The 12,299-nt window shown below is 38.1% G+C and carries 17 protein-coding genes; 16 read left to right on the top strand and 1 reads right to left on the bottom strand.

Translation table 11 applies throughout. The features are described 5' to 3' along the window. Positions 1-2: 2 nt before the first annotated feature. The 6 genes from IEW44_RS11090 (at position 3) to mtnN (ending at position 5,106) form a co-directional block, all read left to right on the top strand. Positions 3-935 (top strand): peptidase U32 family protein, encoded by a 933-nt coding sequence (locus IEW44_RS11090; RefSeq protein WP_188615118.1) that lies wholly within the window; start codon positions 3-5, stop codon positions 933-935. Positions 936-951: 16 nt separating this feature from the next. After that, complete coding sequence (locus IEW44_RS11085; RefSeq protein WP_188615117.1) at positions 952-2,232, top strand: peptidase U32 family protein; 1,281 nt, start codon at positions 952-954, stop codon at positions 2,230-2,232. Continuing rightward, positions 2,229-2,852, top strand: coding sequence for a uridine kinase (gene udk, locus IEW44_RS11080; protein WP_188615258.1), 624 nt, complete (start codon positions 2,229-2,231; stop codon positions 2,850-2,852). The genes IEW44_RS11085 and udk overlap by 4 nt, the downstream gene beginning before the upstream one ends. 276 nt (positions 2,853-3,128) lie before the next feature. Next, a complete protein-coding gene (greA, locus tag IEW44_RS11075) occupies positions 3,129-3,617 on the top strand; it encodes a transcription elongation factor GreA (protein WP_188615116.1) in 489 nt (162 codons plus the stop codon). Between the two features lie 139 nt (positions 3,618-3,756). Continuing rightward, a complete protein-coding gene (locus IEW44_RS11070) occupies positions 3,757-4,401 on the top strand; it encodes a YrrS family protein (RefSeq protein WP_188615115.1) in 645 nt (214 codons plus the stop codon). Positions 4,402-4,413: 12 nt separating this feature from the next. Further along, the gene (mtnN, locus tag IEW44_RS11065) at positions 4,414-5,106 is read left to right on the top strand and encodes a 5'-methylthioadenosine/S-adenosylhomocysteine nucleosidase (RefSeq protein ID WP_188615114.1); all 693 of its coding nucleotides are present in this window, start codon (positions 4,414-4,416) and stop codon (positions 5,104-5,106) included. Between the two features lie 52 nt (positions 5,107-5,158). Here mtnN and pssA read toward each other — a convergent pair whose 3' ends face one another. Beyond that, positions 5,159-5,698: a CDP-diacylglycerol--serine O-phosphatidyltransferase gene (pssA, locus tag IEW44_RS11060; protein ID WP_188615113.1), complete on the bottom strand. Its 540-nt coding sequence runs from the start codon at positions 5,696-5,698 to the stop codon at positions 5,159-5,161. Positions 5,699-5,793: 95 nt separating this feature from the next. Between pssA and IEW44_RS11055 the strand changes: the two genes are divergently transcribed. The 10 genes from IEW44_RS11055 (at position 5,794) to IEW44_RS11010 (ending at position 12,282) form a co-directional block, all read left to right on the top strand. After that, entirely contained in the window at positions 5,794-6,573 is a 780-nt protein-coding gene (locus IEW44_RS11055; RefSeq protein WP_188615112.1) for a phosphatidylserine decarboxylase, read from the top strand. Between the two features lie 36 nt (positions 6,574-6,609). Further along, complete coding sequence (locus IEW44_RS11050; protein ID WP_188615111.1) at positions 6,610-7,131, top strand: YqeG family HAD IIIA-type phosphatase; 522 nt, start codon at positions 6,610-6,612, stop codon at positions 7,129-7,131. After that, positions 7,128-8,231, top strand: a complete 1,104-nt coding sequence (gene yqeH, locus IEW44_RS11045; RefSeq protein WP_188615110.1) for a ribosome biogenesis GTPase YqeH — start codon at positions 7,128-7,130, stop codon at positions 8,229-8,231. The genes IEW44_RS11050 and yqeH overlap by 4 nt, the downstream gene beginning before the upstream one ends. A gap of 11 nt (positions 8,232-8,242) precedes the next feature. Further along, positions 8,243-9,058 (top strand): shikimate dehydrogenase, encoded by an 816-nt coding sequence (gene aroE, locus IEW44_RS11040; protein WP_188615109.1) that lies wholly within the window; start codon positions 8,243-8,245, stop codon positions 9,056-9,058. A gap of 17 nt (positions 9,059-9,075) precedes the next feature. Then, a complete protein-coding gene (gene yhbY, locus IEW44_RS11035; protein WP_188615108.1) occupies positions 9,076-9,378 on the top strand; it encodes a ribosome assembly RNA-binding protein YhbY in 303 nt (100 codons plus the stop codon). Continuing rightward, the gene (locus IEW44_RS11030) at positions 9,379-9,966 is read left to right on the top strand and encodes a nicotinate-nucleotide adenylyltransferase (RefSeq protein ID WP_188615107.1); all 588 of its coding nucleotides are present in this window, start codon (positions 9,379-9,381) and stop codon (positions 9,964-9,966) included. After that, positions 9,935-10,501, top strand: coding sequence for a bis(5'-nucleosyl)-tetraphosphatase (symmetrical) YqeK (gene yqeK, locus IEW44_RS11025; RefSeq protein WP_188615106.1), 567 nt, complete (start codon positions 9,935-9,937; stop codon positions 10,499-10,501). Before IEW44_RS11030 ends, yqeK begins: the two co-directional genes overlap by 32 nt. 2 nt (positions 10,502-10,503) lie before the next feature. Beyond that, positions 10,504-10,842 carry a ribosome silencing factor gene (gene rsfS, locus IEW44_RS11020; protein ID WP_188615105.1) on the top strand — a complete coding sequence of 113 codons (339 nt, stop codon included), beginning with the start codon at positions 10,504-10,506 and terminating at the stop codon, positions 10,840-10,842. Beyond that, positions 10,842-11,561: a class I SAM-dependent DNA methyltransferase gene (locus IEW44_RS11015; RefSeq protein WP_188615104.1), complete on the top strand. Its 720-nt coding sequence runs from the start codon at positions 10,842-10,844 to the stop codon at positions 11,559-11,561. The genes rsfS and IEW44_RS11015 overlap by 1 nt, the downstream gene beginning before the upstream one ends. Before the next feature lie 94 nt (positions 11,562-11,655). Beyond that, a complete protein-coding gene (locus IEW44_RS11010) occupies positions 11,656-12,282 on the top strand; it encodes a helix-hairpin-helix domain-containing protein (RefSeq protein WP_188615103.1) in 627 nt (208 codons plus the stop codon). Positions 12,283-12,299 lie beyond the last annotated feature (17 nt).

Genomic DNA, 12,299 nt, shown 5'->3' with positions numbered 1-12,299 from the left:
TGTTGAATAAACCAGAATTACTCGTAACACCGCAATCATTAGCCCATATTCCAGCTTTACTGGAAGCAGGAGCGGATGCTTTTATTGTAGGTGAACAACAGTTTGGTTTGCGTTTAGCAGGTGAATTTACATTGCAAGACGTAAAAGAGGCAGTAGCATTAGTACATGCTGCTGGTAAAAAGATTTATGTCGCAGTGAATGCGATTTTTCATAATGATCGTATTGAGGCATTAGATGCCTACATTGCAGAGGTGGCAAAATTACAAGTCGATGCTTTCGTATTTGGCGACCCCGCCGTAATTATGGCTTGTAGAGAACAAGGGATTACTATACCACTACATTGGAATCCAGAAACAACAGCAACCAATTGGTTTACAGCTAATTATTGGGGAGAGCGTGGGGCCAATCGCGCTGTATTAGCACGTGAGTTATCAATGGATGAAGTCGTAGAAATTAAGGAAAATGCAGAAGTAGCTGTGGAGGTTCAAGTCCATGGTATGACATGTATGTTCCAATCTAAGCGCCCTTTATTAGGACATTACTTCTTATATCAAGATAAGGTAATGGCGATTGAGAATCGTAAAGATAATCGCAATATGTTTTTACATGATGATGAACGCAGTAATAAATACCCAATTTATGAAGATGTAAATGGCACACATATTTTCAGTCCTAACGATATGTGCATTATTGATGAGTTAGATGAATTATTTGAAGCCGGTATTGATGCTTTTAAAATCGAGGGTGTATTGCAAACTACAACATATGTTACCAAAGTAACGGCATTGTATCGTAAAGCTATTGATACATTTTTTGATGAGGGTGCAGAGGCATACGATGCAATACGCGATGAGTTGCAAGCGGCAGTTGAAGAAATTCAGCCAGACCATCGTCCATTAGATACAGGATTTATCTTTAAAGAAACAGTTTATTAAGAGGGGGTAAGCTAAAGTGGCGTTAGCATTACTAGAAAACGAAAAAATTCGCGAAGTGGTGAACGGTAAGCGAATCATCACAAAGAAGCCTGAATTGCTTGCACCAGCAGGTAGTCTAGAGAAGTTAAAGGTAGCCGTACATTACGGGGCAGATGCGGTATTCATTGGTGGACAGGAATTTGGTCTGCGTTCGAATGCAGGCAACTTTTCCATTGATGAAATGCGTGAAGCAGTGGCATTTGCTAATCCATATCATGCTAAAATTTATGTAACAACAAATATTTTTGCACATAATGAAAACATGGATGGTTTAAAAGAATATTTACAAGATATTGAGTCAGCAGGTGTAACAGGTATTATTGTGGCAGACCCATTAATTATTGAAACATGCCGCACATATGCACCAAAGCTCGAGATCCATCTTTCAACACAACAATCGCTATCGAACTGGAAAGCGGTTAAGTATTGGAAAGATGAAGGCTTACACCGTGTTGTATTAGCACGTGAAGTCGGTGGGGAAGAGATGCGCCTTATGAAAGAGAAGGTTGATATTGAAATTGAAGCCTTTATTCACGGTGCAATGTGTATTGCGTATTCAGGACGCTGTGTACTATCTAATCATATGACAGCACGTGACTCTAATCGCGGAGGGTGCTGCCAATCTTGCCGTTGGGATTATGATTTATATGAATTAGAAGATGGCGAGGAAAAAGCCCTGTATGAGGCTAATCATGAGCCATTCGCTATGAGCCCTAAAGATTTAAAATTGGTGGAAGCTATTCCACATATGATAGAGCTTGGGATCGACTCCTTGAAAATTGAAGGTCGTATGAAGTCGATTCACTATGTAGCTACAGTAGTATCTGTGTATCGCAAAGTGATTGATGCGTATTGCGCAGACCCAGAAAACTTTAAAATTAAGCGTGAATGGCTAGAAGAGCTAGATAAATGTGCGAATCGTGATACAGCAGAGGCTTTCTTCCATGATGCACCAGGGCATGAAGAACAAATGTTTGGCGAACATGGTCGTAAAACCAAATATGAATTTGTTGGTCGTGTCTTAGCTTATGATGAGGAAACACAAATTGTCACACTACAACAACGCAACTATTTTAAACCAGGTGACGAGGTGGAGTTTTTTGGCCCAGAAATTGAAAATTTCCGCATTACAATTGATGAAGTTAAGGATGAAGACGGGAATGTCTTAGATGCTGCACGTCATCCTTTACAGATTGTGACGTTCAAATGTCCATATAAACTCTATCCTGAGAACATGATGAGAAAGGAGAATGACTGATGACAAAGCCTGTCGTCATCGGCATTGCAGGAGGTTCTTGCTCAGGTAAGACAAGTGTAACACAAGCCATTAAAGAGGTATTTCATAATCAATCACTTGTAATTATTGAGCAAGATTACTACTATAAAGACCAATCTCATATGACGTTTGAAGAGCGTCTTAATACAAATTATGACCACCCTAATGCATTTGACAATGTACGTTTAGTGGAGGACATTCAACACCTACTTAACCGCGAGAGCATTGATAAACCAATATATGATTATGTCGCACACACAAGATCAACAGAAGTGGAACATATCGAACCCGCAGACGTGATCATCGTGGAAGGCATTTTAGTACTAGAAGACGAAGCATTGCGTAATTTGATGGATATTAAGATTTTTGTAGATACGGACGCGGACTTGCGTATTATTCGTCGCATTTTACGAGATATTACAGAGCGTGGTAGGACAACAGATTCTGTAATTACACAGTATTTAACAGCTGTGCGCCCAAGTCACAATCATTTTATTGAACCAACAAAACGTTTTGCCGACCTTATTATTCCTGAAGGTGGCGAGAATACCGTCGCTATTGATTTATTAATTACAAAAATTAAGATGGTATTATCCCAATAAAACAGGTATTATAAAGGGGCATAATTTTAAGATACTATTGTTGAAATAGTAATAAAATACGTTTATACTTTCAACTTGTCTCTTTGACAAATTACTTTTGCATAATAGCGATTGACAAAATACAAAGTCTGTATTATGCTAATGCAAATATTGGAAGCATGACAGGATATAAAATTCGATTAGTGACAACGAAATGTAGTTGTTGCTAGTCGAGTTTTATCTTTTTGTGTACATGCCCAATTTTTAAGTGAGTGTATATAAAGGAGTGGAATTACCTTGTCAAACGAAAAAACATATCCAATGACCGAAGCAGGTAAACGCAAATTAGAAGAAGAATTAGAGTACTTAATTACTGAAAAAAGAAAAGAAGTCGTTGAGCGTATTAAAGTAGCACGCAGTTTTGGCGACTTATCTGAAAACTCGGAGTATGACTCTGCAAAAGAAGACCAAGCATTCGTTGAAGGGCGTATTTCAACGCTTGAATCTATGATTCGCAATGCTGTCATCATAAATGAAGATGAAGCCGACAATGGCACAGTATCACTCGGGAAAACGGTTACATTTGTTGAGATTGTAAATGGGAAAGATTCAGACTTTGAAGAAACTTACACAATTGTAGGTTCAGCCGAGGCAGACCCATTAGAAGGCCTTATCTCTAATGACTCTCCAATCGCTAAAAGCTTACTAGGCAATAAAATTGGTGCAACCGTTAAAGTACAAACACCAGGCGGCGAGATGGATGTACGCATTTTAAATATTAAATAAAACAGAGGCTTGTTAAAGGCAATTATTACGATTCATTTGCCTTTAACAAGTTTTTTATTTAGTCACGAAATAAAGAGATGATTTATTATGCAGATAAAAGCATAAGGTGGTAAAATAGTGCTTGAAATGAGGTGCTAAAGTGGAAGAGAAATCTCGAAAACATAAAATGCAAAGTCCTGAACGTAAACAAAAAGCAGATAAACTACTGAACTATTTAATTATCTTTATGATGTTATTAATCGCAAGTACCGCAACAATTATCATAAAAAATACACAAGCAGATGAATTAGCGCGAGAATCAAAAGTGCATGAAAAGAAAGTAGAAGAAGATAAAAAGCTACAAGAAGAAAAGGCAACAGAGGAAAAGCCAACGGAAGAAAAGCAAGATGTATCAAAAGAAGATGCATCCGTATCTACAGAAGGCGAAACGGATCGTAAGACTGAAGTTACAAAGAGCGACGACCCTATTGTGGAAGAAGTTATTGTCGATAAAAACTGGAAACCTACAAAAACAGCTCAAGTTGGTCCACATGTTTCCATGTATCAAAAAGGTACATTAGACTGGGAAGAAAAAATCGAAACATTAAGTCGCACATCAGGTTTAGATGTGGATAACATGATTGTATTGCGTGTTGGTAATAATGGTGGTGCGCAAAATGCGATAGGTGTCGTAACATCACTAGATGGTGTGGAAAAATATCGCATAAGTATGGAATGGGTAGACAATGAAGGTTGGTTACCTGTTAAAATGGAGAAGTTGTACACTACAGAAGGTGCATACTAAGGAGGAAGTTACATGAGAATCGCAGTGATTGGTGCTATGGAAGAAGAAGTGATGGCATTACGTGAGAGTTTAGGAAATCGTGAAGTAATAACTATTGCAAATAGCGAATACACTACAGGTACATATGAAGGAAAGGAAGTTGTTTTACTTAAAAGTGGTATTGGTAAAGTAAATGCTGCAATGGCAACAACAATATTATTGCATCATTTTTCGCCTGACGTTGTTATAAATACAGGTTCAGCAGGTGGCTATGACGCGCAGTTAGACGTAGGTTCTGTTGTGATTTCAGATGAGGTTGTGCATCATGATGTGGATGCTACTGTATTTGGTTATTTGATGGGACAAGTGCCTCAAATGCCTGCTACATATAAAGCAGACGCTAAGCTTTGCCAAATTGCAGAGCAAGCAGTGGCAGCTGTTGGTGAGCATACAAGTGCTATGGGGTTAATTGGTTCAGGCGACTCTTTTATGTATGATCCGAAACGAGTAGAAGAGGTAAGAAGTCATTTTCCTACATTAAAAGCGGTAGAAATGGAAGCGGCGGCTGTTGCCCAAGTTTGCTATCAGTTTAATGTGCCTTTTGTTGTCATTCGTGCCTTATCAGATATTGCAGGCAAAGCTTCTGACGTAACATTTGAAGAGTTTTTACCAATTGCAGCAAAACATTCAACACAAGTGGTATTAGAAGCGATTACGCGTATCTAATAAAAAAGGTTGTCTGAGCATAATGATGCTTAGACAACCTTTTCTATAATCGTTATACTTTTTTTAGTGTGAATGTACTAATCATCATTACAGATAAAATTAATACGAGTGGTACATAGAAACCTGCGGCTACATAAGGGCCTGCAAAATAACTAAGTGTTAAAATAGTACCAGCTGCAGTAATAGGTAAGCCAACAAAATAACCATTTGTATCAGAAACGTTAAAGCGAGCTAAGCGCAGTGCGCCACAAGTAATATATAAAATTGTGACAATCATACCTGCAGCACCAGCATAAGAGAGTGCATACTCATACATAAGAAGAGCGGGTGCTACACCGAACGATATAATATCACTCATCGAATCTAATTGTTTACCAAGCTCCGATTGTTGATTTAATTTACGAGCGACTTTGCCATCATAACGATCCAGTAAAGCTGCAATAAAAATAAATAATACCGCGAAACTAAAATGTTCATTTAAAGTAGCCATAATAGCTGCTCCACCAAATGATAAATTACAAAGTGTAATGAAATTGGCAATATGTGCTTTGAATTTTTTAATAGTGTTATCCACCATATGTGAAAGATACAACGGGTATCCCTCCTTTACACGTAGGATATTTTTTCATTATACTGCTAAATGAGTATTTAAGATAGTAGTAATCATAAGAAAAGGGAGTTAAAAACATGAAAGAACAAATTTATCAAAAACTCATTGAACTAACAAACGGTAAATCAACATCACAAGTATTACGGGCATTTGCGCAAAGTAAGGTCAGCCAATATTTAATAAATGGTTATACTAAAGTTTACGATATTAACTTACAAGAAGTTTCAAAAAATCGCCAACAATTTTCAAGTTTACATGATTTTTTTATTCGAGAGTTAAAACGAGAAGCGCGCCCTATTGCTAATACACATAATGTATTAGTGAGTCCAGTCGATGCTAAAATAGAAGCTTTTGGTGATATTACACCTAACCAAACGTTTATTGTAAAGGGCAAGCCTTATCAATTAGTCGATTTATTAGGGCAGCAAAAGCGTGCAGATGACTACCAAGACGGGCAGTACATTGTATTTTATTTAAGTCCAGCTGATTACCATAGGATGCACAGCCCGGTGGATGCAAAAGTAATGAGACAATATGTGTTAGGTAATGGTTCATATCCTGTCAATCAAGTAGGTCTTACCTATGGTAAAAAGCCTTTGTCTCACAATTATCGAATGATTACACAACTTAAAAATGATAACATAACATGTGAATTTATTAAAGTTGGTGCTACATTTGTTAATTCAATAGTGTTAACAAATACAACAGATACATGGCATAAAGGAGAAGAAGTGGGATATTTTTCTTTTGGTTCAACTGTTATTATGTTATTCAAAAAAGCAGAAATACAGTTCACAGAAAATGTTGTCCCGTCTGCAAAGATTAAGATGGGTGAAGCCTTTGCGACTATGTTATAATGAGTGGCGACAATACGATAGAGTGAGGGGAAATCGTTGTATAATTTTTTATTACCAAAACAATTTGTGACAGACATTTTTCAAATCACACCAGAATTTTTGCGTGAAAAAGGTTTAAAAGGTGTTGTGACAGACTTAGATAATACGTTAATTGAATGGGACAGAGCCGATGCTACAGAAGAGTTAGCAGCATGGTTTTTGATGATGAAAGATGCGGGTATACGGATTATTATTGCCTCTAATAATAATGAAAAGCGAGTGAAACATTTCGCTAAGCCATTAGGCATACCTTATGTGCATCGTGCAAAAAAACCGCTCGGTCGAGGTTTTTATGCGGCTATGATTCAATTAGGTTTGCGCCCACAAGAAACAGCAATGGTAGGTGACCAATTATTAACGGATGTCATGGGAGGCAATCGCATGAAAATGTATACCATTTTAGTGCGTCCTGTTGCACAATCTGACGGTTTAGTGACGAAATTTAATCGCTTTGTGGAGCGTCGTATTTTTAGTGATTTAAAAAGAAAAGGAAAGACAACATGGGAGGATCATTTATGAGTGAAATGCCAACTTGTATTGGCTGCGGAGCCGTTATTCAAACAGCAAATAAAGGAGAGGTAGGTTATGCACCACCATCTTCCTTAACGAAAGAAACAGTGATTTGTCAACGCTGCTTCCGCTTAAAAAATTATAATGAAATTCAGCCCGTATCGCTAACGGATGATGATTTTTTACGCATCTTAAACGGTTTAGGTACACAAGATGGCTTAATCGTTAAAATCGTTGATATTTTTGATTTTAATGGGAGCTGGCTACCAGGTTTGCATCGTTTTGTAGGGAATAATCCTGTATTGTTAATTGCTAACAAAGTTGATTTATTGCCTAAATCTATTAAACCAGGCAAAGTGATTCATTGGCTCAAACGAGAAGCTGCAGCATTAGGTTTGAAGCCTGTTGATGTATTGTTAGTTAGCGCACATAGTGGCAGAGGCATGGATGAGGCGATGACTGCGATTGAACGTTATCGTAAAAAACAAAATGTCTATGTTGTAGGGTGTACTAATGTAGGGAAATCAACATTCATTAATCGTATTATTAAACAAGCAACAGGAGAGGGTGAAGTAATTACTACTTCACATTTCCCAGGCACAACATTAGATATGATTGATATTCCATTAGATGATGGCAGCGCAATGTTTGATACACCGGGTATTATTAATCATCATCAAATGGCACATTATTTAGATGCTAGTGAATTAAAATATATTATGCCTAAAAAAGAAATCAAACCTAAGGTGTTTCAGCAAAATCCAGGGCAGACCTTGTATATGGGGGCTTTAGCACGTTTTGATTTTATTCAAGGGGAGCGTTCCGCTTTCACGGTTTATGTAACAAATGACTTGCCAATACATCGCACTAAACTAGAGAAGGCAGATGAATTGTATGCCAATCATAAAGGTAAACTGTTAACGCCACCATCTGAAAAGTATATTGACCAATTACCCGATTTAGTGCGACATGAATTTACGATTAAAGAGCCAAAGACAGACATCGTAATTTCGGGATTAGGGTGGATTACAGCGCAAGATGCTAATGTCATTATTGCAGCGTATGCGCCTAAAGGTGTCGAAGTATTTATTCGCCCATCATTGATTTAAGGAGTGAAGGTATGAAAAAGTGGTTTGCAGTTATAGGCGACCCCATTGCTCATTCAAAATCACCTCAGATGCACAACACTTGGTTTGCTGAATTAAATATAAATGCGACGTATATTCCCATTCACGTACAAGCACAAGACTTATCAAGAGCCGTTGAGAGCTTGCGACTGCTAGGTGCAAGCGGCTTTAATGTGACAATCCCACATAAAGAAGCCATTTTACCTTTACTTGATGAGCTTGACCCTATGGCGCAAAGAATGGGAGCTGTAAATACAGTAGTGCGTCTAGCCGACGGTCGCTTCAAAGGGTATAATACAGACGGCGTAGGTTTTGTGCGTTCATTAGAAGCGCAAATCGGTACTACTCACCGTAAAGATGCTGTCTTATTAATCGGTGCTGGTGGCGCAGCTAGAGGCATTGCTTTTGCTATGCAACAAGCAGGTTACGATCATATTACGATTTGTAATCGTACAGTGGCACGTGCAGAGGCGCTCGTTCAAGAACTCAATATGGGCACAGCAATTTCATTGCAACAAGCTGAGCTTGACTTAGCCAATTATAACATTGTTATTCAAGTAACATCAGCAGGTCTCAATCAGAACTTTGCACTTCCCTTTGCATTAACTCATTTACAAAGAGGTACAGTAGTAGCTGATATTGTGTATAATCCACTTATTACGCCGTTCTTAGCAGAGGCAAAGCACAAAGAAGCAACAATCGTTACTGGTGTAGGCATGTTTGTCCATCAGGGGGCTATTGCTTTTGAACATTGGTTGCAGCAACAACCTGATACAAATTTAATGATTGCCACCATAAGTGGTAATTAGGAGGATATTAATATTTTATGTTAACAGGAAAACAAAAACGTTATTTACGAGCAGAAGCCCATCATTTAACACCTATTTTCCAAGTAGGTAAAGGTGGCGTGAATGAGGCTATGCTTACTCAAATTGAAGAAGCGCTTGAAGCTCGCGAACTAATAAAAGTCCGCATTTTAGATAATTGTGAGTTTGAAAAAAATGAAGTGGCAGAAGCTTTAGCAGAAGGCACATATGCAGAGTTAGTCCAATTGATTGGTTTAACTGTTGTATTGTATAAAGAGTCTCGCAAAAATAAAAAAATCATTTTGCCTAAGTCAAGCAAATAAATGAAAAAAATCGGTATTTTAGGCGGTACATTTAATCCTCTACACTTTGGACATCTCATGATGGCAAACGAGGCTTTACATGCATTGCAATTAGATGAGGTTCGATTTATGCCTAACAGTGTTCCTCCACATAAACAAGCCACTACCATCTCAGATGAAGCGAGACTAATAATGTTAGACTTGGCATTAGCACCGTATGAATTATTTACGATTGAACGTTTTGAAATAGAACGAGGTGGTATTTCGTATACCGTTGAGACAATGGAGCAATTAGTTCAACGCGAACCACAAACTCAATTTTATTTTATTATAGGTGGCGATATGATAGCTTCACTGCACACGTGGCATCGCATCGATGATTTACTCAATCTTGTAACATTTGTAGGCATATCACGCCCCAAAGTAGAAGCTCATACCACTTATGATGTCATAATGTTGGATGCACCAGCGTTTGATATTTCATCTACTCTGTTACGCCAACGATTTGCACAACAAAAGACCGTACAATTTTTAGTGCCTGATGAGATTGCAACCTATGTTCGAAAGGAAGGTTTATATGGAGCAGAGTCAATTACTAAGCGCGATTAAAACACGTATGCCAGAAAAGCGTTATCAACATACACTAGGTGTTATGAAAACAGCAGTAATATTAGCTGAACGTTTTGGTGAAGATGTAAAAAGAGCAGAGACAGCAGCTATTCTGCATGATATTGCAAAATATGAAGATGAAGCTAAGATGGAAAAGCTAATTCGTGAATATCAATTAGATTACCGTGTATTAGGTTGGGGAAGTGAATTATTGCATGGGCCAATCGGTGCTTTGTATGCTGAAAAAGAATTTGGGATTAAAGACAAAGATATTTTACATGCGATTCACTATCACACGACAGGTAGAGCAGGAATGAGCCCATTAGAAAAAATTATATTTATTGCAGATATGATTGAACCATCACGTAAATTCGAAGGTGTAGAACGCCTGCGTAAAAAAGCCGAAAAAGATTTAAATAAGGCAATGAGTGCTTGTATTCGTCACTCTTTGCAATTTTTAATTGATACAAAACAACCGATATTTCCGTTATCACTAGCATGTTATAACGACTTAATGAATGGAGAGAATGCATAATAATGACATTATTACAAATCGCTTATAAAGCAGTAGATGATAAACATGGTGAAGATATTGTGGTATTAAATATGGAAGGGATTTCTTTATTAGCTGACCACTTTATTATTTGCCATGGTAACTCAGATCGCCAAGTACAAGCTATTGCACGTGAAATACAAGACCAAGCAGCCGAAGCAGGCTATGAAATTCGTCGTGTGGAAGGTTTTGATGGTGCACGTTGGGTATTAGTCGACTTAGGAGACGTTGTTGTACACGTATTCCATAAAGATGAGCGCGGTTATTATAATTTAGAGCGTCTATGGGGAGATGCACCACAACTTGAGGTGCATGAAGCATAATGGCGAGTTATGAGCAATTTGCATATGTATATGACAAATTGCAAGCGGATATACCGTATGATTTATACGCGAATTGGGTGATGCAATTTGCACCTGTTGCTACACATCCTAAACTAGTAGATGTGGGGTGTGGTACAGGCATTATGTTACAACACTTTCAACAAGCAAGCTATGACGTAGCAGGCGTTGATTTATCCGAGGATATGCTCATGTTAGCTAGAGAACGTGTCCCTAATATACCACTTGTTTGTCAATCTATGGCTGAGCTAGAAGGATTCCATGATGTAGATGTTGTTACGATTATTTTAGACTCATTAAATTATTTACAAACCGTAGAAGAAGTTAAATCGACTTTTCTACGTGTCTATGAGAGCTTAAAAGTGGGCGGGCAACTCTTTTTCGATGTGCATAGTTTAACCAAGATGCAGTTGTTTTTAGCGTCACCTTTTACGTATGATGATGGTGATATCACATATCTCTGGCATACGGAAGAAGGGGATGCACCACATAGTATCATTCATGATATGACGTTTTTTGTGGCGCAAGACCACGTATACAAGCGTTTTGACGAAACCCATTATCAACGTACTTATGAACCAGAACAGTATGTAGAATGGTTGCATGAAGTGGGGTTCACTACAGTTGATGTCACAGCTGATTTTACCTTTGATTTACCTGATGAAAAGACAGAACGTATTTTTATACGTGCTGTAAAATAACCATAGTACACTCTTTTCAAATAGAGGCGAATACGTTATAGTGAGTTTATCTCCATAGCATGCCTTCTACTTGGAAAGGGTGTTTCTTATTTTCATGCAGATATGGCATAAATATGGCAGATATGTAATGGCATTAGGAGCTTTACTGCTCGCTATTATTATTTATTATTTTTCCACTACAGAAAGCAGCGATCCACCACCTACGAACGATCCATTCTTACTCGACAATCCCGTTGAAACAACACAACAAACAGCCGAATTAGAACAAGACCCCCCACAACCTGAGACAGTAATTGTAGATGTGAAAGGAGCAGTAGCTCAGCCAGGTGTCTACCCCTTTACAACCGAGCAGCGTGTCATTGATGCGATTGCACAAGCAGGTGGCTATACAGAGGCGGCAGATACAAAACAAATTAATGCTGCAAAGCGACTACAAGATGAAATGATAATCTATGTGCCGCAAATTGGTGAAGAAGCAATGGATCTATCCATGCCATCTTTCCCTTCTACTCAAGAAGCCACAACACCACAGGTAAATATTAATACAGCAGATGAAGCCGCACTAACCACGATTCCTGGTGTTGGTCCAGCTAAGGCAAAGGCTATTATTAGTTATCGTGAACAACAAGGTGCTTATCAAACGATTGAAGATATTAAAAATGTGAGTGGTATTGGCGAAAAAACATTTGACAAGTTAAGTGAATATATTACAGTAAAATAAAGAGAGATAAGGAGGTT

This window comes from Lysinibacillus alkalisoli, assembly GCF_014643595.1.
Classification (GTDB): Bacteria; Bacillota; Bacilli; order Bacillales_A; family Planococcaceae; genus Metalysinibacillus; species Metalysinibacillus alkalisoli.
Note: the sequence above shows the minus strand (reverse complement) of the source record. Positions and strands in the feature narration are given on the sequence as shown.

What these genes read in the sequence shown, in the direction of transcription:
- mtnN (WP_188615114.1), top strand. Translation starts at nt 4,414, where the DNA reads ATGAGAATCGCAGTGATTGGTGCTATGGAAGAAGAAGTGATGGCATTA.
- IEW44_RS11055 (WP_188615112.1), top strand. Translation starts at nt 5,794, where the DNA reads ATGAAAGAACAAATTTATCAAAAACTCATTGAACTAACAAACGGTAAA.
- yqeH (WP_188615110.1), top strand. Translation starts at nt 7,128, where the DNA reads ATGAGTGAAATGCCAACTTGTATTGGCTGCGGAGCCGTTATTCAAACA.
- aroE (WP_188615109.1), top strand. Translation starts at nt 8,243, where the DNA reads ATGAAAAAGTGGTTTGCAGTTATAGGCGACCCCATTGCTCATTCAAAA.
- yhbY (WP_188615108.1), top strand. Translation starts at nt 9,076, where the DNA reads ATGTTAACAGGAAAACAAAAACGTTATTTACGAGCAGAAGCCCATCAT.
- IEW44_RS11030 (WP_188615107.1), top strand. Translation starts at nt 9,379, where the DNA reads ATGAAAAAAATCGGTATTTTAGGCGGTACATTTAATCCTCTACACTTT.
- yqeK (WP_188615106.1), top strand. Translation starts at nt 9,935, where the DNA reads ATGGAGCAGAGTCAATTACTAAGCGCGATTAAAACACGTATGCCAGAA.
- rsfS (WP_188615105.1), top strand. Translation starts at nt 10,504, where the DNA reads ATGACATTATTACAAATCGCTTATAAAGCAGTAGATGATAAACATGGT.
- IEW44_RS11015 (WP_188615104.1), top strand. Translation starts at nt 10,842, where the DNA reads ATGGCGAGTTATGAGCAATTTGCATATGTATATGACAAATTGCAAGCG.
- IEW44_RS11010 (WP_188615103.1), top strand. Translation starts at nt 11,656, where the DNA reads ATGCAGATATGGCATAAATATGGCAGATATGTAATGGCATTAGGAGCT.